The 23,017-nt window shown below is 70.3% G+C and carries 14 protein-coding genes; 8 read left to right on the top strand and 6 right to left on the bottom strand.

Annotated elements, in window-relative coordinates; all coding sequences use genetic code 11:
• Window positions 1–33: 33 nt before the first annotated feature.
• The 6 genes from H7694_RS17835 to H7694_RS01595 all read right to left on the bottom strand — a co-directional run bounded on the left by H7694_RS17835 (window position 34) and on the right by H7694_RS01595 (window position 13,261).
• Entirely contained in the window at window positions 34–6,318 is a 6,285-nt protein-coding gene (locus H7694_RS17835) for a fibronectin type III domain-containing protein (RefSeq protein ID WP_319805264.1), read from the bottom strand.
• Window positions 6,319–6,548: 230 nt separating this feature from the next.
• Window positions 6,549–8,753, bottom strand: coding sequence for a beta-galactosidase (locus H7694_RS01575; RefSeq protein ID WP_193597838.1), 2,205 nt, complete (start codon window positions 8,751–8,753; stop codon window positions 6,549–6,551).
• Window positions 8,750–9,718 carry a serine hydrolase domain-containing protein gene (locus tag H7694_RS01580; RefSeq protein WP_193597839.1) on the bottom strand — a complete coding sequence of 323 codons (969 nt, stop codon included), beginning with the start codon at window positions 9,716–9,718 and terminating at the stop codon, window positions 8,750–8,752. The genes H7694_RS01575 and H7694_RS01580 overlap by 4 nt, the downstream gene beginning before the upstream one ends.
• Window positions 9,718–11,469, bottom strand: coding sequence for a glycoside hydrolase family 35 protein (locus H7694_RS01585; protein ID WP_193597840.1), 1,752 nt, complete (start codon window positions 11,467–11,469; stop codon window positions 9,718–9,720). The genes H7694_RS01580 and H7694_RS01585 overlap by 1 nt, the downstream gene beginning before the upstream one ends.
• A 46-nt stretch (window positions 11,470–11,515) precedes the next feature.
• On the bottom strand, window positions 11,516–12,190 hold the full coding sequence (locus tag H7694_RS01590; protein ID WP_193597841.1) for a rhamnogalacturonan acetylesterase: 675 nt from the start codon (window positions 12,188–12,190) through the stop codon (window positions 11,516–11,518).
• Window positions 12,191–12,265: 75 nt separating this feature from the next.
• Entirely contained in the window at window positions 12,266–13,261 is a 996-nt protein-coding gene (locus tag H7694_RS01595) for a LacI family DNA-binding transcriptional regulator (RefSeq protein ID WP_193597842.1), read from the bottom strand.
• Window positions 13,262–13,356: 95 nt separating this feature from the next.
• Here H7694_RS01595 and H7694_RS01600 point away from each other — a divergent pair, with 95 nt between their 5' ends.
• From H7694_RS01600 to H7694_RS01635, 8 genes are all read left to right on the top strand, one after another.
• Window positions 13,357–15,213 (top strand): ABC transporter ATP-binding protein, encoded by a 1,857-nt coding sequence (locus tag H7694_RS01600; protein ID WP_193597843.1) that lies wholly within the window; start codon window positions 13,357–13,359, stop codon window positions 15,211–15,213.
• A gap of 72 nt (window positions 15,214–15,285) precedes the next feature.
• Window positions 15,286–16,182, top strand: a complete 897-nt coding sequence (locus tag H7694_RS01605) for a PmoA family protein (protein ID WP_193597844.1) — start codon at window positions 15,286–15,288, stop codon at window positions 16,180–16,182.
• Between the two features lie 82 nt (window positions 16,183–16,264).
• A complete protein-coding gene (locus tag H7694_RS01610; protein WP_193597845.1) occupies window positions 16,265–17,368 on the top strand; it encodes a Gfo/Idh/MocA family protein in 1,104 nt (367 codons plus the stop codon).
• A gap of 178 nt (window positions 17,369–17,546) precedes the next feature.
• Complete coding sequence (locus tag H7694_RS01615; RefSeq protein ID WP_193597846.1) at window positions 17,547–18,839, top strand: ABC transporter substrate-binding protein; 1,293 nt, start codon at window positions 17,547–17,549, stop codon at window positions 18,837–18,839.
• Between the two features lie 79 nt (window positions 18,840–18,918).
• Window positions 18,919–19,914, top strand: a complete 996-nt coding sequence (locus H7694_RS01620; RefSeq protein WP_193597847.1) for a carbohydrate ABC transporter permease — start codon at window positions 18,919–18,921, stop codon at window positions 19,912–19,914.
• Complete coding sequence (locus H7694_RS01625; protein ID WP_193597848.1) at window positions 19,911–20,825, top strand: carbohydrate ABC transporter permease; 915 nt, start codon at window positions 19,911–19,913, stop codon at window positions 20,823–20,825. The genes H7694_RS01620 and H7694_RS01625 overlap by 4 nt, the downstream gene beginning before the upstream one ends.
• Window positions 20,826–20,827: 2 nt before the next feature.
• Window positions 20,828–21,505 carry a hypothetical protein gene (locus H7694_RS01630; RefSeq protein WP_193597849.1) on the top strand — a complete coding sequence of 226 codons (678 nt, stop codon included), beginning with the start codon at window positions 20,828–20,830 and terminating at the stop codon, window positions 21,503–21,505.
• A gap of 157 nt (window positions 21,506–21,662) precedes the next feature.
• Window positions 21,663–22,952 carry an ABC transporter substrate-binding protein gene (locus tag H7694_RS01635; RefSeq protein ID WP_193597850.1) on the top strand — a complete coding sequence of 430 codons (1,290 nt, stop codon included), beginning with the start codon at window positions 21,663–21,665 and terminating at the stop codon, window positions 22,950–22,952.
• Window positions 22,953–23,017 lie beyond the last annotated feature (65 nt).

The raw sequence follows: 23,017 nt of genomic DNA on the forward strand, positions 1-23,017 counted from the left end.
TCAGGCGATCCGGCCCCGCGGCCCGTCCCGACCTCAGCGCACGGTCACGGTGATCCGCTGCGATGTCGTCGAACCGGCGGCATTGCTGAACTCCGCGACGTAGACGTACTCCCCGGCGGTGCGGCCGCTGATCGGGGTCTGCACGTGCTGGGCGTTCGGCGAATCGGCGACCAGGGTCTGCTCGTCGATCACGACGCCGTTCTCGAACAGCCGGTAGCCGATCGCGTTCGTGCCCCACCACAGGTCGGTCGAGATCGTGTACTCGCCGTCCTTGTCGTGGTTGTCATGGCTGATCACCGGGGCCGCCGGTGCGGCATCCGTCACCTTCACACGCACCGAGGTGGTCTGAGTCGTGCCGTTGGCGTTGATCAGCTCACCGGTGTACGCGTAGGTGCCGTTCTCCTTGCCCGAGACCCGCACCGTCGCCACCTGTGCATTCGGTGAGTCCGCGTCGAGCAGCTCGGTCGAGATCAGCTCGCCGTTCTCGTACAGGCGGAACACGGCGCCGTTGACGCCGTGCCACAGGTTCATCGACACCGTGTACTCGCCGTCGTGCAGCCCGTCCTCCCATCCCGAGTCGGTGGAGAGCACACCGCGAGCGGGTGCCTTCTTCGCCCCCTCGTCCTCGTACACGAGCAGCTGCACCGCGGTGCGGGCGGAGAGCCCGTCGTGGTTGACCGCGTTCACGGTCAGCGTGTGCGGGCCCACGAGGTCGTCGAGGTCGATCGTCTGCCCCGGCGCCACCGGCTCGCCGTCGAACGCGATGTCGAGGTTGCGCACGCCCGACTCCGGATCGTCGGCGGTGACCGCCACCGTGTACGACGCGCTGCTGGCCAGCAGCATCCCGTCGTCGGGGAGCCCCGAGATCACCGGTGCCGTCGTGTCGGCGGCGCCGGTCGGGTCGCCGGTCACGGCGATCCGCGGTGCCGGCGGCTGCTCCATCCCGTCGCCGAGGAAGAAGCTCGTCTGCGGCGGCTGGTTGTAGCCGGTGTTCTGCCAGGCCACCGACAGGCGGTAGACCGGGTCGTGCATCAGCGTGCGCAGCCGGATCTCGGTCGGATCGGTCGTCGAGTAGATCCGCAGCTCGGTGGAGTCCTCCGAGCGCCAGGCGATCTCTTCGCGCCAGTCGCCGAACAGGTCGGCCTGCAGGTTGGGCGTGCCCTTCGTGTCGTTGTTCGACAGCGCGCCGTTCGCGGTGAGCACCGGCTCGGCCGAACCGGTCTGCGGGTTCCACTTCGACACCGTCGGCACGCCGGTGCGGGTCGCCTCCATCCAGTCGTGGTCGACGATCTCGCGCAGCGGGTCGCCGTCGAACCAGGCGAGGAAGTTCGCGGCCGGGATGCTGCTTCCGATCCGCTCGCCGCTCGCCGACATCAGGTACCCCTCGCGGGAGTTCCAGGCGGCGTCGCCGCCGACGGCCCACCCCTCGGCACCCTCGTACCGGGGATCGATGTCGGCGGATGCCGCACGGCCGGTGTCGCGGGCGGCCGGGATCGACCAGAGTACGTCGCCCGTGCGGGCGTCGCGCATGGTGGCGCCCACGTTGCCCGAGCGGTTCATGTCCTCATGCGCGGCGAACACCTCCAGCCCGGGGTTCGAAGGCACGAGGTCAGACAGGTGGATCGCGTCGCCGTGGCCGAGCCCGGTCGAGTACAGCAGGGTGCCGTCGTCGTCGACCGTGGCCGAGCCGAAGACGATCTCGTCCTTCTGGTCGCCGTCGACATCCGCCACCGACAGGTTGTGGTTGCCCATGCCGTACAGCGCCGCGCTCTCAGTGTCGTTCGAGTCGATCACCCAGCGCTGCACCAGGTTCTCACCGTCGAAGTCGTACGCCGCCAGCACCGCGCGGGTGTAGTACCCGCGGCTGAACACCGCACTGGGGCGCTCGCCGTCGAGATAGGCGGTCGCCGCGAGGAACCGGTCGACCCGGTTGCCGTAGGTGTCGCCCCACGCGCCGACATCGCCGCGGGCGGGAACGTAGTCGACGGTGTCGATCGCAGCGCCGGTCTCGCCGTCGAAGACGGTGAGGTACTCCGGTCCGGTGAGGACATAGCCCGCGCTGCTGCGCCAGTCGGCGCTGGCGCTGCCGATCGGCTGGCCGACACCGTCGATCGTGCCGTCGGTGGTCTTCATCATCACCTCGGCACGGCCGTCGCCGTCGTAGTCGAACACCTGGAACTGCGTGTAGTGGGCGCCGGCGCGGATGTTCACGCCGAGATCGATCCGCCACAGCCGCGTCCCGTCGAGACGGTAGGCGTCCAGGTAGACGTTGCCGGTGTAGCCCGAGCGCGAGTTGTCCTGCGAGTTGGTGGGATCCCACTTCACCAGCAGCTCGTACTGGCCGTCGCCGTCCACATCGCCGACGCTCGCGTCGTTCGCACGGTACGAGTACGGCTGCCCGTCCTTCGTGTAGGCGTCGGCCGGCTTGTCGAGCGGCACCGAGAGGTGGTCGCCGCTCTGCACAGCGAACTCGTCGGTCACGGTGACCTCGACACCCTCCAGCACACGGGTCACGAAGTACTTCGACCCCGTGTCGCCGTCGGCGTCGAGCAGGTTGGTCGAGTCGGTGATCGGCTCGCCGGTGATGCGCTCGCCGTCGCGGTAGACGTGGAAGCCGATCGCGTCGGGATCCGTCCCCAGCATCCGCCAGCTGATCAGCACGCCGTCACCGGTCTCGACGGCCGCCGGGGCGCGGTCGAGGAACTCCGCCTGACGCTGCAGCACCGTGGTGGCATCCGTGATCAGCTGCTCCGAGCCGGGGCCGACGCCTCCCGCGTTCACCGCGACGACGGTGTAGTGATACGGGATGGTGGTCAGCACGTCAGTGTCGGCGAATCGGTTCGTCGCCGTGAACCCGGCGAGCACGCCGCGCTCTCCGGCGATCTCGGAGCGGAACACCATCGCGTACTCCGCGGTGCTCGGCTGCGCCCACGACAGCGCGATCTCGCGCTTGTCGAGGTGGTCGACCGCGACCCCGGTGGGTGCGGACGGCACGGTCACGTCGGGGTCGACGAGCGAGACGTCGACGGATGCCGAGGGCACCGACTCGAGTCCGGTCTGATCGACCGCGGTGACGTGGTACGCGTAGTCGAGCCCGAGTCGTGCGGTGGTGTCGGTGAAGGATGCCGTCGGCGTCTCGCCGAGCAGCGTCGCCGCCTTCTCGAACGCGGAGGTGCGGTACACCTTCCAGGTCAGATCGGGCTCATCCGTCCAGCCGAGCGTCACGGTCGGCGCTGCGGGGTCGGCGTTCACCTCGGTCGCCGAGAGACCGGCCGGTCCCAGAAGGATCGGGGTGATCTCGAGGCCGTTCAGCCGCGTTCCCGCCGCCGAGCCGTGCACGCGCACGGTGAGCTGGCCGTCGGTGACGAGCACGGGGCCTCGCACCGAGGCGTTCACCGAGCCGGCTCCGGCGTTGCCGGAGCCGAACGACCGGCCCTCGATGTCGAAGTTGGTGCGGGTCGTGCCGATCCAGTCACCGGAGTACGTCTTCACCGAGTAGGTGCCGTTGGGAACGTCCAGCACGAAGGTCGAGCTGTCGCCGGGAAGGACGAAGTCGCGCTCGATGTCGTTCGCGCCGCCGGCGGTGCCGCGGTCGCGCCCCGCGTTCGAGGCGAGCGGCGTCTGGAAGCCGAAGCCGGTCTCGGCGTCGTACGCGTCGTCGGGGTTCACCTCGGTGTAGCCGGTCATCAGCACGTTGCCGCTGAGCTGGAAGTCGAACTTCCACTTGGCCTGCTTGGTGAAGAACGTGACGACGTTCGACGCCGCCGAGGTGCCGCGGCCGTTCACCGCGAACACCCGGTAGCGGTAGCCGGTTCCCTCGGCCAGACCCTGCACGACCGCACTGGTCTGGGTCGTGGTGGTCACCAGCGACCAGGTCTCGTCGGGGTCGGCGACCGCCTGACGCTCGATGCGGTAGATGTCGGCGGTGGCCGAAGCGCTCCACTTCAAGAGCGCTCCGGCGTTCGAGATCGAACCGGCGACGAGGTCGGCCGGAGCGGCCGGGACGGATGCCGGGGGCTCGATGTCGGTGACCTTCGCGGCGAGCGGGTCGTCGAGCTCGGCGACGTCCTGCGCGATGAGTCGCGCCATCTGGATGGCGCCGTACTCCTGGAAGTGCGTGTCGTCCTGGGTGCCGCTCGGGCGGTTCGGGAAGATGCCAGGGTCGACCCAGAGGAACACCGACTTCGCGGCTTCGGGGCCGATCTCGTTCAGGTAGGCGCGGCTGGATGCCGACAGGTCGACGAGGTCGACGACCTCCTCGTGGGCGAGCTCGGTCATCTTCGCGACGTAGTCGGGGAAGCTGACGTTGAACTCACCGGTCTCGGCGTCGAAGCTGCGCCGCGAGACCGGGGTGACGAGCACCGGGGTCGCACCGCGCTGGCGTGCACCCTGCACGTAGCTGCGCAGGTACTCCTTGTAATCGGCGGGCGACGCGTAGCGGTCGTCGACACCCTGGGTGGCGTCGTTGTGCCCGAACTGCACGAACAGGTAGTCACCGGGGCGGATGCCGCGGAGGATCTCGTCCAGACGCCCCTGGGTGATGAAGTTCTTCGACGACCGGCCGCCGATCGCGTGGTTGGCGAAGGCGATGTCGCCGGCGAAGAACCGGTCGATCATCTGCCCCCAGCCCGCCTGCGGGGCGAAGACGTCGGCGTAGGTCTGCACGGTCGAGTCACCGGCGATGTACACCGTGGGCAGTGCGCCTTCGAGGCGCGGTGCCTGACGCGTGATGGTGAGCGCGTCCAGCGCGGCGGCCGAGCCGCCGATCTGCAGGGTGAGCCTGCCGTCGATCAGTGCGATCGGGAACACCATCTCCAGGTGCTCTCCGGCCGGCTTCGCGGTGGTCTGCACCTTGGCGATGCTCTCGGCGGTGATCGATATCTCGCTGGACGCGGCGCTGTCACCGGCGATGAGGGCGACCGTGTAGTCGCCGGCACCCAGCTGCACCTCGAAGGTGCCGCCCTGGGCGGCGACGTAGTCGCTGCGCAGCGGGTCGTCACCGCCGCGATCGACATCCGCCTCCGTCGAGGCGGGTGCCGTGCTGAAGCCGTAGCCCCACTCGTCCGAGAACGAGGTGGTGCTGGTGACGGCGATGGCGCCCTCGGCGAGAGCACCGGGGCCGAAGTCGAAGACGACCCGGTCGCCCTCCGGAAGCGGAACCGGGGCGACGTAGACCGTGGAGGTGACCGGCTCGGATGCCGCGGAGGTTCCGGCAGCGTTGCGGGCGGTCACGCGGTAGGACCATTCCTGCGTCGTGTCGACGGGGTCGGTGTGCGCGGGTGCGGTCACCGTGGCGAGCTCGGTGAACACGCCGTCGGCGCCGGCGCGCTCGACGACGTACTCCTCGGCGTTCGGGGCGGGTGCCCAGGTCAGCGAGACCGCGTCCTTGGTCACCTCGGCGACAGCGAGATCGGCCGGGGTGGTGGGAGCGGTCAGCGCCGGGATCGGGCCGCTCAGCACGGTGGCGGTGCGGGCCGAGACCAGGCCGTAGGAGTTCACCGCTTCGACCGCGTAGGCGAATGAGTCGCCCTCGGCCACGGCGGTGTCCGAGTAGCTCGTGGTGTCGATCTCGGCGATCTGCTGCAGGTCGCCGACGGTCTCGCCGGTGACGGGGGCGCGCAGCACTCGATAGGCGGAGGCGCCGTCCGAGGCGCTCCACGAGAGGTCGACCGCGTTCCAGGCGATGCCGGTGAGGGCGAAGCCGGCGGGGACGGCGGGGACCACAGGGGTGACGACGAGCCCGTTGAGGTAGGCGCCCAGACCGCTGCCGGTGAAGCCGACGGTGAGCTGGCCGTCTTCGACGGCGGTGCGGAAGGTCTCGGTCGTGGTGCCGCCGCCGCTCGTGGTGAGCCGCGTCTGTGCGGTGCCCTCGAGCGTCACGGTGGCGTTGGTGCCCGACGTTCCGGTCAGCGCGTCGCCGATGGTGATCGTGACGTCGTACTCGGCGGTGGGCACGTCGTCGAGCTGGAAGCCCCAGTCGAGGCCGGCGACGAAGTCCTCGGCCACCGGATCGGCGGGGGTGCGGTTGCCGGTGCGATCGCGGTCGAACAGCGTCACGCCGTCTGCGACGGTGATGCCCCAGCCCGTCTCGGCGGTGTAGAGCGAGGCCATCGTGACCTGCTGGTGGCCGTCGGCGACCGGGCTGGTCGGGGTGCCGAAGTCGAACCGCCACGCGCCGTCATCAGCCGGAGCGAGGGCTGCCGCGGCGGGCACGGCAGACAGGGTCGCGGCGACGACCAGGGTGATGGTGGCGCCGGATATGGCGCCGAGCGTGCGTCGTCTCAGGGGTGTTGCTGGTGCAGAGCGTGGGGATTCCACGGTTCCTCCTCGGGCGTCACTGACAAAGGGGTTCGGATGTGAGCGGCGACTGCGCCGCGCACATCAACGGACCCGGGCTCGTGTCGACCCGGGTGGGCGGTCGCAAGATGGAAAGCGCATTCCCGCACCTGCCGACGAGATTGGCAGGCGCGCGAACGGCTGTCAAGGGTCAATATGAGACGTTTCACTTCGCGACGCCCGGCGGCAACGGATCCACGGGCGGCCGGCGGCTACCCGGCGACCGGCGTGCTCGCCCGCTGCCGCAGGCGCACGGCGTCGACGGCGAGCAGCATCCCGTCGGTGGCGTCCAAGCGGTCTCGTGCGCGCGCCGGCAGCCACACCGTCGACTCGGCCGACAGCCCCAGCACGTGCAGGGTGATCCCGCTGCCGGGTCGGGCGCCGAGGTCGCGCAGCGCGACCGACCAGCGGGTGCCGTCCCAGAACCGGTCGTCGACCGTCTCGCCATCGATGCGCAGCTGTGCCGCATCGCCCGCCCAGTCGATGTCGAGCACGGCATCGCCGGTCCAGCCGGGCACCTCGACTGCGAACACCGCCGCGTGCTCGTCGAACGCCTCGGCCGAGGGGGCGCGATGGCGGGCACCGCCGAATCCGTAGTCGGCGGGCACGGCGCTCCCCGGGCGGACGAGCCGCGTTGTTACCGCGACCGACGGTGCCAGCACCGGGGCGACCGGCACGTCGGCCCAGTCGCGGCTCGCCGGGTCGAACCGGTGCAGGCGAGTGGCATCCCGCACCTCGATCCGCCCACCGTCCCACAGCAGCTCGCCGTCGCACCGCCACAGCTGCTCGCCGAGCACCCACGCGTCGTCGGCGGAGTCGAGCACGAGCAGCGTCATCCCGCCGATCTCGTGCACGCCGGGTTCGACGATCACCGGTGGCTCGTCGCCGGCGGCGACCTCGACGGGGATGCCGGCGTCCGCCGCCAGCACGAGGATGCCGCCCGGCAGCAGCGTCAATGCCGAACCCGTCGCCCACCTCAACCGCGCATCGCCCACCCGCAGCCCGATCGGCCAGCGCGCCAGCGTGCCGGGCGGGATGTCGACCGGCCGGCTCGGCACGAGCAGCGTCTCGCCCGGCAGCTCGATCCGCAGCTGCACGTCACGCACGGTCTCGACGGCCACGTGCGGCTGGTGGTGCGTGATCACGCAGAAGCCCTCGGCGCCGTCGGAGCGCAGCGCCCAGCGCAGCGTCGTCGTGTCATCGAGATCCTGCGGGCGCTCGTCGGGCAGGCTCGAGGTCATCCCGCCGAGCCGATCGCCGAAGGCGGCCAGGAAGGCGTGCTGCGCGCGCAGCAGTGTCGCCGACTCGTGCAGGTCGCCGGACTGGCCGATCGGGGCGTGGAAGTCGTAGCTCCACTCCGTCATGTCGTTCGGGTAGCCGGTGTCCTGCGTCTCCTGCATCCCGGGGCCGGGGTTCCGGCCGCCGACGTACATGTAGTAGCCCTGCCAGGCCGAGCCGTTGCCGATCTTCACCTGTGCGAGCGCGGCGATGTCGCGGCCGTCGAGTACGGGACGACGATGATAGGCGGTGGCCATACCGCCGCCCAGCTCGCAGGTCGCGGGCGGGAATCCGCCCAGCGATCCCGCACAGGATGCCGTCGCCGCGGCGTCGAACCCCTGCGTCGCCCGCACGTCGGCACCCACACCGGGGTCGTCCCACTCGTGCGAGGGGAAGTAGTGCGCACGGAATGAGGGGTCCCAGTCGTCCGCAGGGTCGGCCCAGAAGCCGTCGCCGTACCCGCCGAACAGCGGCATGACCTCATCCAGTGGCAGCTGCGCCCCGCCCCAGGCGGTGGCGGTCCACAGCGGTGCCGACATGCCGGCCTCGCGTGCGAGCCGCTTGAGCGTGACGAGGTGCTCGGGGCGGTCGTACAGCTCGTTCTCAAGCTGGATCGCGAGCACCGGGCCACCCGGTTCGGCGCGTCCGTCCAGCGCGGCGGCCAGCTGGCCGAACCACTCGCCGACCAGTTCGAGATAGCCGGGGTCGTCGCTGCGATGCACGACGTCGGCCTGCTGCACCCAGTCGGGAAAGCCGCCGTTGCGCGCCTCGCCGTGCGCCCACGGGCCGATCCGCAGCACCACGCCGAGCCCGGCGGCGGCGCATTCATCGATGAACGCGCCCACATCGAGCGCACCGTCGAAGTGCGCGACGCCGTGTGCGGGGGAGTGATGCAGCCACAGCACGTACGCCGAGGCCAGGGTCATGCCCGAGGCGCGCATCTGCCGCAGCCGTTCGGACCAGCGCTCGCGCGGCAGCCGGCTGAAATGGATCTCGCCCGACACAGGGACGATCGGCGTGCCCTCGCGCAGCACGGCCCGGTCGGTCACGCTGATGCCCTGCGCCGCCTCGGGGGGATGCGGCAGGGCGCTCGCGGCGGCAGGCGCCGGCCACCCGCGGTAGCGGAGGGTGTGGATCATCGGCCCGAGACCACCGCGTTGTCGAGCTCGTCGGCGTCGACGCCGGGCCGGTTCACCCGGTTGGTCAGCAGCACCCAGCACAGCCCCGCGCCCGGGTGCACCCAGAACTCGGTGCCCGCCCAGCCGCCGTGCCCGTACACGTCGCGGTCGATCAGCCCGGGTGCCCGGGTGCGCAGGTTGAACGTGAAGCCCCAGTCCTGCCCGCGCTCGGCCGGGTACGGCTCGAGCCGCGGGATGTCGCCGGTGAGCGGCATCCGCATCATCCGCAGCGTCGCGGGGGAGAGGATGCCGTCGGCCGCGCCGGCGTGGACGCGCAGCAGCTCCGCGCCGATGCGCAGCAGATCCTCCGCGCGTCCGAGCAAGCCCGCGCCCGGCGCGCGGGTGGCGCGGAAGCGATCCATGTCGACGCCGGATGCCGCGGCATCCGTCACGTCGACCGAGCCCTCGGCATCCAGGGTGAGACCGTCCGCCCCCACGGATGCCGCCCACCGGGCGGTGTCGACGTCCCAGGCGGTGCCGGTGGCATGCTCGGTGAGCGCGGCGACACCCTCGAACGCCAGTGTCGAGTAGCGCGAGGCGGTGCCGGCGGCGAAGTCGCGGCCCTGGCTGATCAGGGTCGCGCGCAGGGGGAGCGCGGCGCTGTCGAGCGGCACCTCGGTGATGCCGGAGGTGTGGCTGACCAGGTGGCGCAGTCGCACGATGTCGTCGCGGCCCGCGCCGAACTCCGGCAGCGCCGCGGTCAGCGGCGTCTCCGGGGTGAGCAGTCCTCGTTCGACGGCGCGGGCGGCGGTGATGCCGACGAGCGCCTTCGTGATCGAGAACAGCGGATACACGGCATCCGTCTGCGCGCCGAAGCCGTCGAGGGCGACGATCCCGTCGGCGGTGGCGACACCGAGCACCGCGGTGGGCAGCCGCTCGGCCTGCACGTGCCGGCGGGCCCAGTCGAAGGCGCTGTCGAAACCCATCACTCCACCTCGTGTCCCAGGTCGGGGCGCGCGAGGAAGCGCGCCGTGGCGTCCGTCACCGTCTCGAGCTCGATGATGACGACCTCGTTGCCGCCGGCTCGCGTGACCGGGCTGGGAACGTACAGCGTGCGCTGCGGCCCGCGCCGCCAGTAGCGGCCGAGGAAGAAGCCGTTCACCCAGGCGTACCCCTTGCCCCAGCCGCTCGTGTCGAGGAACAGGTCGGCGGGCTCGTCGAGGTCGAAGGCGCCGCGCAGGCCCACGGGGCCGATCGCGCGGCCGCTGGGCACCGGCGTCGCCGCGGACGCCGCCGCGACGGCGGCACCGAGCCCGGCGACGTCGAAGGTGCGCACCCGCCAAGGTCCGTCCAGCCGAGTGCCGTCGAGCAGCGGGATGCCGATCAGGCCCTTCGCCTCGCCGATCTTCTGGTCGTAGTTCACCCGGCCGGTCTCCTCGACCAGCAGCCGCAGCGTCCGGCCCGCGGGCAGTGCCAGCGACAGGTCGCCGATGGTGCGCTGCAGCCGCCCGGCTGGGATGCCGTCGCGCTCGACCCAGGCGTAGTCGCGCACCTCGGCCTCGAGCACGCCCTCGCCCTCGGCATCCGTCACGTACTCCGCGAGCACGACGTCAGAGCCGAGCTCGTCCATGGTGGGCGGCGCGTCGAACTCGCCGCGGGCGGTCGTGACCAGCGCGAGCGGGTCGGCGACGGCCTCGAGCACCGCGTGCGGGGTGGGGGCGTCGGCCGGGGTGATCTCGGGCAGCTCGGGCACCGGGGCGTGCTTGGCGATCACCTCGCGGAACGCGTGGAACTTCTCGGTGAGGTCGCCCGACTCGGTGATGGGGGAGTCGTAGTCGTAACTGGTGACCATCGGCAGGTAGCGGCCCGAGTCGTTCGCGCCGGCCGTGAGACCGAAGTTCGTGCCGCCGTGCACCATGTAGATGTTAACCGAGGCGCCGGCCGCCAGCAGCCGGTCGAGGTCGGCGGCGCTGTCGGCGAAGGTCGTGGTGTGGTGCTTCTCGCCCCAGTGGTCGAACCAGCCGCACCAGAACTCCATGCACATCAGCGGCCCGGTGGGCTGGTGCTGGCGCAGGGTGGCCAGGCGCTCGTCGATGCGGCTGCCGAACGAGCCGGTCTTGTGCAGCTCGGGGTGCGCGCCGTTCTCGAGCATGTGCGGGATCGGCTGGTCGACCTGCGTGAGGGGGACGGTGATGCCGGATGCCCGGGTGAGCCGCACGAGCGCCTCGAGGTAGTCCTTGTCAGCACCATACGCGCCGTACTCGTTCTCGATCTGCACGAGGATGACGCTGCCGCCGCGGTCGATCTGCCGCGGGGCGATGATCGCGTTGACCTTCTCGAGGTAGCCGGTGACCGCGTCGAGGTAGGCCGGGTCGCTGCTGCGCAGCCCCATGTCCTGGTGGGCGGTCAGCCAGGTGGGGAGTCCCCCGTTGTGCCACTCGGCGCAGACGTAGGGCCCCGGGCGGACGATGGCGTGCATGCCCTCGTCGGCGACGACGTCGAGGAAGCGCCCCAGGTCGACGTCGCCGTCCTGCCGCCACTGCCCGCGCACGGGTTCGTGCGCGTTCCAGGCCACATAGGTCTCGATGGCGTTCAGACCCATCAGGCGTGCCTTGCGGATGCGGTCGCGCCACAGGTCGGGGTGCACCCGGGGGTAGTGCATCGCACCCGAGAGGATGCGGTGCGGGGCGCCGTCGAGCAGGAAGTCGGTCTCGCCGATCGTGAAGCGGGAGGTCATGGCTGACAGCGTACCGGAAAGCGCTTTCTAGATGGTGGGGTTCGAGTCAGGCGAGGTCCGGCGCGCCTCGTGCCGGCAGGTCTCCGTCGCGGCGCTCGATCGCGCGCAGTGATCGGGCGACGAAGGCGGCGATGCGGCGTGCCCCGTCGAACCGGAAGTGCGTGTTGTCGGTGAGTCCGTCCGGCCAGGCCGCAGCCTCGCCGGGCGCGAAGTGCGAGAACAGTGCGGTCGAGGCTTCGCCACCGAGATCCTCGTACAGCCACGACGTGAACACGGTCAGATCGATCAGCGGCGCATCCAGCTCGCGGGCAAGGTCGCGCACCGCGTTCGGGTAGTCGCCGTGCGATGGCACCACCTGCTCGCCGTCGAAGAGCCGCCGCTCGGCTGACGTGCAGAGCACGGCGGTGCCGTCGCGCTCGCGCACCTCGGTGGCGAAACGGCGCAGCCGGTCGGTGTATCCGCCGCGCGAGGCCAGCAGCTCGGGCTGCTTCTGATCGTTGTGGCCGAACTGGATGATGACCGTGTCACCGGCGCGCACCTCGGCGATGAGCCGGTCCCACGTGCCGGATTCGATGAACGATTCGCTGGTGGCCCCGCCGAACGCGTGGTTGCGCACCGGGGCGTCGACGAACGCGTCGAGCGCGTGCCCCCAGCCCGACATCGGCGACTCGCTCGACTGCATGGGGGCGACCGTCGAGTCGCCGGCGAGGTGGTACGTCATCGTGGATCCTCTTTCGCTACGCCGGGAAGCGATTTCCGACCGTAGCACGGCGCGACGCGGCACCGCGGCGGCTGCTCACACCGAGACGGGGCCGGTGCTCTCGCGCACCACGAGTGCCGGTGTGAGGATCTCACTCGCCGTCGGCTCGGCATCCGCGAGCAGCGCTCGCATCGCCGCCCACGCCTGCCTGCCCAGCTGGGCGGCAGGAACCGCCGCGGTGGTCAGCGGCGGCGTCGTGAACGCCGCGAACGGGATGTCGTCGAAGCCGGCGACCGACAGCTGCTCGGGCACCCGGATGCCGCGGGCCGAGAGCTGCGAGAGCAGGCCCATCGCGACGAGGTCGTTGAAGGCGAGCACACCCGTCGCGTCGCTGCCGAGCACGGCATCCGTCGCCGCCGCACCGCTGTCGAAATCGACGCCGGCCGGGATCTCGACGATCTCGAGTGTTCGGTCGTGCGCCGTCGCCTGGGCGATGGCGTGCCGGCGCGCGTCGCCCGAGGCGCTCGCGACTCTCCCGGAGAGGTAGGCGAGGCGGCGGTGGCCGAGACCGCGCAGGTGCGCGATGAGCTCGCCCAGAGCTGCCGCGTAGTCGGCGGCGACGGTGGGGATGCCCGGCTGGGCCGGGCGGTTGATCACGACGGCCGGGGCGATGGCCGGCAGAAGTTCCGACAGCTCGTGCTGGGCGAGCCGCGGCGCGCACAGGATGACGCCGTCGGTGCGCCGCCGCGTGGTCACGGCGATGTCGCGCTCCGCGCCGACCTGCTCCTCGGTGTCTGAGACGAGCACGTGATAGCCGTCCTGGGCGGCGGCATGGCTGACGCCGCGCAGCACCGCCTGAAAGGTGGGGTTCGCAAGATCGGGCACCACGACCGAGACGGTCTGCGTGCGGCCGAGCACCAGACTGCGGGCGAGTGGATTGGCGGTGTATCCGAGCCGGGCCGCCACCTCGCGCACCCGCTCGGCCAGGGTGGGGTCGACCGTGGGGTTGCCGTTCATCACCCGCGAGACCGTCGAGAGCGACACGCCCGCTTCGCGGGCGACCTCGGTGATCTTCACCCGGTGCTGCGGCATCCGTCCTCCTGCTGTCAGAGCGAGCCTAGCTTCGGCGGGTGGCCCCACGTGGCTGCGCACTTGGGTCGGCGCCGACTGCGCCCTACGATGGGACCATGCGACAGAAAGCGCTTTCCCATCCGGCGGCGCTCATCGATGGTGAGCAGCCGATCCGTTCGGTGCTGCGCCTCGTCGTGCGCCGGCCGTGGCGGCTCACCGCCGCGGTGCTCGCGTTCGCGGTCAAGGAGATCCCGGTGTGGATCCTGCCGGTCATCACCGCCGCGATCATCGACATCGTCGCCGCCGACGGCGACGTGACCGCCGTGCTGTGGTGGTTCGCGCTCGCCGCGGTGCTGCTGCTGCAGAACTACCCCAACCACCTCATCTACACCCGCAACTTCATGACCGTGGTGCGCGACCTCGGCGCCGACCTGCGCAACGCGCTCACCGCCCGCCTGCAGAGCCTGTCGATCGGGTACCACACCCGGGTCAGCGCCTCGATCGTGCAGACCAAGCTCGTCCGCGACGTCGAGAACGTCGAGCTGATGCTGCAGCAGGTCACCCACCCGCTGCTCTCCTCGACCATGGTCATGCTCGGCGCGCTGACCATGACCGGCATCGCCGTGCCGCAGTTCCTTCCCGTGTACGCGCTGGCCGTGCCGATCGCCATCGGCATCCGCTACGGCATGCGGCGGCGCTCGCAGCGCCGCAACGAGGTGTTCCGCCGCGAGATCGAGACGCTGTCGGCGCGGGTGGGCGAGATGGCCTCGCTCATCCCGGTCACCCGCGCGCACGGACTGGAGCAGACCGCGATCACCCGCGTGGCCGACGGCGCCGACGGCGTGCGCCGCGCGGGGCTCGACCTCGACCTGCTCAACGGGCGGGTCGCCTCGGTCTCGTGGGTGGCCATGCAGCTGCTCGGCGTCGCCTGCCTCATGCTCGCGGCGGTCTTCGCACTCACCGGCATCCTGCCGATCTCACCCGGTGAGGTGGTGATGCTCTCGACCTACTTCACCCTGCTCACCGGCGGTCTCACCCAGCTGCTCATGCTCATCCCGGTCGGTGCTCGCGGGCTGGAATCGGTGCGCTCGATCGCCGAGGTGCTGCAGGAGCCCGACATCGAGCAGAACTCGGGCAAGCAGGTGCTCGATGAGGTCACCGGTGAGATCGTGCTGGATGCCGCATCGCACCGCTACCCGGACGCCGACGACGACGCGTTGCACGCGATCGAGCTGCGCATCGCTCCCGGCGACACCGTCGCCTTCGTCGGCTCTTCAGGCTCGGGCAAGTCGACCCTGCTGAACCTCGTGCTCGGGTTCGTGCGGCCCACCGGCGGGCGCCTGCTCATCGACGGGCACGACATGCAGCAGCTCGACGTGCGCACCGTGCGCCGCTCGATCTCGGTCGTGCCGCAGGAATCGGTGCTGTTCGAGGGAACCATCTTCGACAACGTCACCTACGGGCTCGCCGACGCCACCCCCGAGCGCGTGGAGAAGGCGCTGCGCGAGGCCAACGCCTGGGAGTTCGTGCACGCCCAGCCCGACGGATGGAACACCGTCGTCGGCGAGCGGGGCGCCAGGCTCTCGGGCGGGCAGCGTCAGCGCCTCGCCATCGCCCGCGCGCTCGTGCGTGATCCCCGCATCCTGCTGCTCGACGAGGCCACCAGCGCGCTCGACCCCGAGTCGGAAGGGCTCGTGCAGGAGGCGCTCGAGCGGCTCATGCGCGGCCGCACCACGCTCATCGTCGCCCATCGGCTCTCGACCGTGCGACGGGCGGACCGCATCGTCGTGCTCGAGCAGGGCCGCATCGTCGAGCAGGGATCGCACGACGAGCTCATGGCGCTCGGCGGCCGGTACGTGCAGCTGCACCGCGCGCAGAACGGAAGGCCGCCGGTCATCACCGGCGCGATCCGGCTGCCGCAGGGGGACGGCGGTACGGCATCCGATTCCACGGCATCCGGCGCCGCCGGCTGAGATACCGTCGAGCGCACGACACCCTGACCAGCCCCTCCCACCCGCCCCTCCGACTCACCCCGAGGAGAACCCATGACCCTGACGCTCGCCGCGACCGGCACCGAGGCGGTCGTCTCCGACGGCGCCGTCGAACTGCTGCGCTACGTGTTCGCCCCCGGCACCGCGCAGCTCGAGTCGCCCAAGCCGTACCTGCATCCGATCCGCACCCGCGCCGGGCGCGAAGTGAGCCTGTTCCGCCCGTGGGATCACATGTGGCACAAGGGCATCGCCTGGTCGCTGCCGGTGGTCGACGACGAGAACTTCTGGGGCGGCCCGACCTACCTCGCCGGTCAGGGCTACGTGCAGCTGCCCAACGACGGCACCCAGTCGCACACCTCCGTCGCCGAGGCCGGCGTCGACGACGACGTCGCGCGCTTCGCCCACGACCTCGAGTGGGTCAGCGAGGGCGGGCGTCGGATGCTGTCCGAACGACGCACGCTCACCGTGCGCGTGCTCGATGAGACCACCTGGGCGCTCACCGTCGAGACCGCGATGACGAACGTCACGGATGCGGCCATCGCCTTCGGATCGCCGACCACGCGCGGACGTGACAACGCCGGGTACGGCGGCCTGTTCTGGCGTGGTCCGCGCTCGTTCACCGGTGGCCGGCTGGTCACCGCCGACGGCGTCGGCACGGGAGATGGCGTGCGCGGCCAGCGTCACGAATGGATGGCCTTCGAGGGCCGTCACGACGTCGTCGACGCGACCTCGCTGATCGTGATGGCCGACGCCGCCGAGAACCCGCATCATCCGCCGCAGTGGTTCGCCCGGTCGGAGGAGTTCGCCGCGCTCAATCCGGCACCGTTCTTCAGCGAGGAGCTGCACCTGCCCGCCGGCGACACCGTCGTGTTCCGGTACGCGGTCGGCATCGCCGATGCGGATGCCGAGGCCGCACCGGGCATCGCGGCCGGGCTGCGCCTGCTGCTCTGAGCATCCGGGTCACGCGTTGTGACCGGCGCACCGGCGCCACACGAGTTGAAACGTTATGATCGAGCATCCACAAGGAGGATCGATGGAGTCCCACCCTCGACAGGCCGGCACGCTGCGCTGCGTGCTCGTCGGCACCGGCGCCGTCGCGAACCTGCATGCGAAGGCCGTCGCGGCGCATCCCCGCGCGCAGATGGTCGCAGTCGCCGACCTCAGCGCCGAGCGGGCGGCGGAGTTCGCCGCCCAGCACGCCGTGCCCGCGTCGTACGACGACTACGAGGGGATGCTGGCCGCCGAGCGGCCGGACGTGGTGCTCATCTGCACCCCGCCGGCCCCGCATCGCGCGCAGGCCCTCGCGGCATTCGCCGCCGGGGCGCACGTGATCGTCGAGAAGCCGCCGGCGCCGTCACTGGATGAGCTGGACGACATGCGCGCAGCGGCGGACGCCGCCGGACGGCAGCTCGCCGTGGTCTTCCAGCAGCGCACCGGCACGGCGGCGGCGCACGTGCGCAGGCTGCTGTCCGAGGGTGCACTCGGGCGTCCGCTCGTGGCGGTGTGCCAGACGCTGTGGTTCCGCGACGCCGGCTACTTCGCCGTCCCGTGGCGCGGCAACTGGCAGACCGAGGGCGGCGGGACGACGCTCGGGCACGGCATCCATCAGATCGATCTGCTCGCGCACCTGCTCGGTGACTGGTCGTCGGTGCAGGGGCGCCTGTTCCGCACCGATCGCGAGACCGAGACCGAAGACGTCTCGACCGCGACGGTCGTGTTCGACGGCGGCGCCGTCGCGCAGATCGTCACGAGCGCGGTCTCGCCCCGCGAGACCAGCTCGATCCGCATCGACACACAGAAGGCCACCGTCACGGTCGACCACCTGTACGGGCACGGCCACGAGAACTGGCGGATCACCCCGGCGCCCGGCTTCGAGGCCGAGGCGGAGACATGGGCGTTCCCGGATGCCGAGGAGCGCAGCGACCACGCCCCGCTGCTGCGCGACGTCTTCGACGCATTGCTCGACGGCACGCCGCTGCCGCCCACCGCTGACGCCCCGGCCCGCTCGCTCGAGCTGGTCGCGGCGATCTACGCCTCCGCCGCCGCCGACTCGGCGATCATCACTCCGCAGCAGCTCGCCGCCCACCCCACGCACCGGGCCGGGTTCGCCAGCCCCGTGCAGGACCTGCGTCGGTGACAATAGGAGAGGACAACGTTGTAGATCCGTATCCAGACGGGTCTTGCGAAACGTTTCAATTTGGATTAGCTTGTAGGGCAAGCGCTTTCCCATACCCCAGGACAGCGCGCCTGCACTCCACATGAACACGGACGTTCCCCGGCTCCGCCGAACGAGGACGTTCACAGAGAGGACAAGGATGTTCAGCAAGAAGCGCCTGGCGGCCGGCACCGCCCTCGCCACGGGAGCCATGCTGGTTCTCGCCGGCTGCGCCGGAGAGTCCGCCGCCCCCGCAGACACGTTCGATCCCGATGAGAAGGTCACCCTGAACCTCGCGTTCTGGGGCAACGATGTGCGCGCCGACCTGTACAACCAGGTCATCGACGCGTTCAACGAGGAGTACCCGAACATCACGGTCAACTCCACCTTCCTCGGCTTCCCCGAGTTCTGGGAGAAGCGCCAGACCGAGGCCGCCGGTGGCGGACTGCCCGACGTGATGCAGTTCGACTACTCGTACCTGCGCCAGTACGCGCAGAACGGCCTGCTGCTCGACCTCGACCCGTACATCGGCGGCATCATCGACAAGGAGCCGCTGGCCGACAACATCCTCAAGATCGGCGTCGTCGAAGACACCACCTACGCGATCCCGACCTCGACCAACGCCTGGGGCCTGTTCACCAACCCGAAGCTGCTCGAGACCGCGGGCGTCGAGGAGTTCGCCGGCGGAAGCTGGGACGACTACACCGACTGGATGAAGACCATCACCGACGCCGCGGGCGGCGAGTTCTACGGCGGCAGCGACTACACCGGCCGCATCCAGAACTTCGAACTGCAGCTGCGCAGCGAGGGCAAGAACCTCTTCAACGAAGACGGCACCGCCGGCTTCGACGAGGAGCGCCTCACCGAGTTCTGGGAGGAAGGTGCCCCCATCCGCGAGGGCATCGGCATCCCGCAGCAGAAGGTCGAGGAGCTCTCGCCCCTCGGCTCGTTCGACTCGGCGAAGACCGCCAGCGAGCTGACCTGGGACAACTTCGGCGCCGGCTACCTGGGCAACCTGGGCGAGGGTTACACCGAGCTCGGCCTGGTCGCCCCGCCGGTCACCGAGGAGGGCGCGAAGGACCTCTACCTGAAGCCCTCGATGCTGCACGCGATCGCGGCCAAGACCAAGCACCCCGAGGCTGCGGCCACGCTGGTCGACTTTCTGATCAACTCGCCCGAGTCGGGCAAGATCTTCGGCACCAACCGTGGTCTGCCGGCATCCACCACCGCCCTCGAGGCGGCCGACCTCGACCCGCTGAGCACCCAGATCAAGGAGTACGAGGCCTCGATCGCCGACCGTCTGGGCGACGCCCCGCCGGTGCCGATCGTCGGCTACGGCACCCTGGAGGAGAAGTTCCGCCAGCTCGGCACCGAGCTGAACTTCGGCACCATCACCGTCGAGGATGCTGTCAAGCAGTTCTTCGCCGAGATGGACGTCGTCCTGAACCAGTGAGAACCTCCGGCGGGTCGGAGCACGTCTCCGGCCCGCCGGGCACCACCTGCACCTGCTCCGCATCCCGAAGGAGAGACCCGTGAGCACCACCGCGACGAGGGTCATCGTCACCGACGACCGTCCCAGTGCGCACCTGCTGCGCAAGGGACGCCGCGAGCTCGATCCTGTGCGCCCCGGCCAGCGCGCCCGCGCGCGGCGGGAGACCGCCGCAGGATACGCGTTCCTCACGCCGTGGCTGATCGGCTTCCTCGGGCTCACGCTCGTGCCGATGGCCTACTCGCTGTACCTGTCGTTCACGCGGTACAACATCTTCCAGCCGCCGAAGTGGATCGGCCTCGACAACTACATCCGGCTGTTCGCGAAGGACCCGGTGTTCCTGCAGTCGGCCGAGATCACCCTGATCTACGTGTTCGTCGGCACCCCGATCACCCTCGCAGCGGCGCTGGGCGTGGCGATGCTGCTGAACTACCGCGATAAGGGCGCCGGCTTCTTCCGCTCGGCCTTCTACGCGCCCTCGCTGATCGGCGCCTCGGTCTCGGTCGCCATCGTGTGGCGGGCGATGTTCTCCACCGACGGCCCCGTCGACGCCGGCCTGCAGATCTTCGGCATCAACCTGGGCGGCTGGATTGGCAACCCGCCCATGGTGCTGCCGATGATGATCCTGCTGCACGTGTGGACGTTCGGATCCACCATGGTCATCTTCCTCGCCGGCCTCAAGCAGATCCCCAAGGAACTGTACGAGGCGGCCGAGATGGACGGTGCCGGTGCCTGGCGCCGGTTCCGCGCGGTGACCATCCCGATGCTCTCGCCGGTGATGTTCTTCAACCTGCTGCTGGGCCTGATCGGCGCGTTCCAGGTGTTCGCCTCGGCGTACATCATCTCCAACGGCACCGGCGGCCCCGCGGGCATGACGAACTTCATCACCGTCTACCTCTACAAGCGCGGCTTCTCCGACGGGCAGATGGGCTATGCCGCAGCCATGGCGTGGGTGCTGCTGATCGTCGTCGCGCTGCTCGCCTTCATCCTCTTCCGCACGCAGAAGTCCTGGGTGCACTACGCAGGAGACGACAAATGACCTCCACCGCCGTCGACAGCACCCGCCGGGCCGACGCCCAGCGCCGCAACGCCGTTCCGCCGCGACGCAAGGTCAAGCGCAAGACCGTCCAGACCATCATCTGGTTCGCCGGCCTGATCGTGCTCACCGCGATCGTGCTGTACCCGCTGCTGTGGCTGTTCCTTGCCACCTTCAAGCCCAACGGCGAGTTCGGGCAGAACCCCGGGCTGTTCCCGCAGGCGCCGACCTTCGACAACTACGGCAAGGTCATGGAGGGCATCGCCGGCGTTCCGATGTGGCGGTTCTTCCTGAACTCGTTCATCCTCGCGGCATCCGCCGTGGTCGGCACCGTGCTGTCGTCGGCGCTGGCGGCCTACGCGTTCGCGCGGGTGCAGTTCAAGGGCCTCGGCATCCTGTTCGCCGCGATGATCGGCACGCTGCTGCTGCCGTTCCACGTCGTGATCATCCCGCAGTACATCATCTTCAACAAGCTCGGCTGGATCGACACCTTCATCCCGCTGATCCTGCCGAAGTTCCTCGCCACCGAGGCGTTCTTCGTGTTCCTCATCGTGCAGTTCATCCGGCAGATGCCGCGCGACATGGACGAGGCGGCGCGCATCGACGGCGCCGGGCACATGCGCATCTTCTGGTCGATCATCCTGCCGCTGATCCGCCCGGCACTGATCACCTGCGCGATCTTCGCGTTCATCTGGACGTGGAACGACTTCCTCAGTCCGCTGCTGTATCTGACCAGTCCCGAGAACTATCCGCTGCCGATCGCGCTGCGCCTGTACAACGACCAGACCTCGTCGAGCGACTACGGTGCCACCGTGACCGCGTCGTTCGTGGCGCTGGTGCCGATCATCTTGTTCTTCGTCGTCTTCCAGCGCTTCCTCGTCGACGGCGTCGCCACGCAGGGGCTGAAGGGCTGATCATGGCCACGGTCAGCCGGAGTCAGGCAGGCACGAGCCGGAGTCAGACCAGGGCGGCGGCGCGCGAGGCGCGCTCGGGCGCAGGTCCCGTCGCCGAGGGTTACGACCCGGGGCCCAACCCCGGGGCGACCGCCCGGTTCGGCCTGTTCGGCGAGACCCTGACGATCGGCCTGCTGATCACGCTCGTCTCGCTGGGCGTGGTGACGCTGCCGATCGCGCTCGCCGCCGGCATCCGTCACCTGCGGCGCTTCGTCGCCGCCGATGATTCGCGGATCGCGCTGTTCTGGCAGGACGTGCGCGCCGGCATCCTGCCCTCTCTCGCCGTCGGGGTCCCCGCGGCGCTGGCCGCCGGGGTGCTGATCCTCGACGTCCGGCTCGCCGGTACCGGCGCGCTGCCCGGCGGCGAGCTGATCGCCGTCGTCGGCTGGGCCGGCCTGGTCGTCCTGGCGACCGCAGTGCTCGTCGCCGCCTGCACCTGGAACCCCGGGATCGGCTGGGTCGCGGCGGCGCGCGCCGTGCCCGGCATCGTCAGAGCGGATGCCGCCGGCGCGGCGTACCTCGCCGCCGCGGCCGTGTTCGTCGGCGTGGCGAGCTGGGCTCTCGCGCCGCTGTTCATCCCCGCCATCGGCTGCGCCGCGCTCGCCGTCGTCGCGGTCCCCGCGCGCCGGCGACGGCGCTGACGCGCAGCATCCGACCCCCGTCCGGTTCTCCGGGTGGTCCTTGCTGCGGATATTCACTCTTGCAGTTCACCCGTGCAGTTCACCCGTGCAGTTCACCCGTGCAGTTCACCCGTGCAGTTCATCACTGGCAGTTCATCGTCGAAAGGTTATGCCACCCATGCGTGCATCCATCCGAGGCCGACGCCTCCTTCTCGCCTCCGCCGCCGCGCTCACCGGCGCGCTCGTGCTCGCCGGCTGCTCGGCCGGCAGCGCACCGGCCGCCGAGTTCGATCCCGACGCCGAAGTCGAACTCGACTTCGCGTTCTGGGGCAACGACGACCGCGCCGACCGGTACAACCAGCTCATCGAGGCGTTCAACGAGGAGCATCCGAACATCACCGTCAACGTGACGTTCACCGACTTCCCCAGCTACTGGGAGAAGCGCGCGACCGAGGCCGCCAGCGGCGGCCTGCCCGACGTGTTCCAGTTCTCCGACAGCTACCTGCGCCAGTACGCCGAGAGCGGGCACCTGCTCGACCTCGCCGAGGTGTCTGACCACATCGACTTCTCGACCTTCGAGGACGCGCTGCTGGGCACCGGACGGCTGAACGACGTGCAGTACTCGCTGCCCACCGGCTACAGCATGTGGGCGAACTTCGTGAACGACGACCTGCTCGCCCAGTACGGCATCGAGGCGCCCGAGGGCGGGTCGGACCCGGCAGAGCTCGACGAGTGGATGGCATCGGTGACCGAGGCGTCGGGCGGCGAGGTCTACGGCGGCACCGACTACACCCAGCGCATCCAGGGCTTCGAGCTGGTGCTGCGGGCGGAGGGGAAGAACCTCTACACCGACGACGGCGAGCTGGGCTTCTCGAAGGACGAGCTGCGCGACTACTGGAGCAGCGGTGATGCGTTGCGCGACGGCGTGACCGTGCCGCAGCAGCGCCTGGAGGAGATCAGCCCGAAGTCGGGGCTCGGCGCGCAGCTGACCGCGAGCGAGATGAGCTGGAGCAACTTCCTGGGCGGCTACCTGGCCGACTCGGGCGCGAAGTCGATGTCGATCGTCGCACCGCCCACCGCCGTCGAGGGCTCGAAGGACCTGTACCAGCAGGGCGGGCTGCAGGTGGCGATCGCGCCGAACACCGAGCACCCCGAGGCTGCTGCGATGTTCCTCGACTTCGTCGTCAACAGCGAGGACGCGGGTCGCATCTTCGGCACCACGCTGGGCTTCCCGGCTTCGTCGAGCAAGCTGGCCGGCACCACCCTCGAGGGCGTCGACAAGCAGGTCGCCGATTACATCGAGTCGGTCTCCGACCGGGTCGGCGAGGCCCCGCCGGTGCCGGTGGTGGGCTACGGCTCGCTCGAGCAGAAGTTCTGGGACCTCGGCCGCGAGCTGGGCCTGGGCACCACGACCGTCGACGAGGCGGTGGAACAGTTCTTCGCTGAGGCGGACGTCATCCTGGAGTGACGCTCGCCGCCACGACGGGGTGGTGCCGCAGAAGGTTCGCGGCGAGGTGAGAAGGTGGAGTCCGG

It is taken from the genome of Microbacterium sp. YJN-G, from assembly GCF_015040615.1.
Taxonomy (GTDB): Bacteria; Actinomycetota; Actinomycetes; order Actinomycetales; family Microbacteriaceae; genus Microbacterium.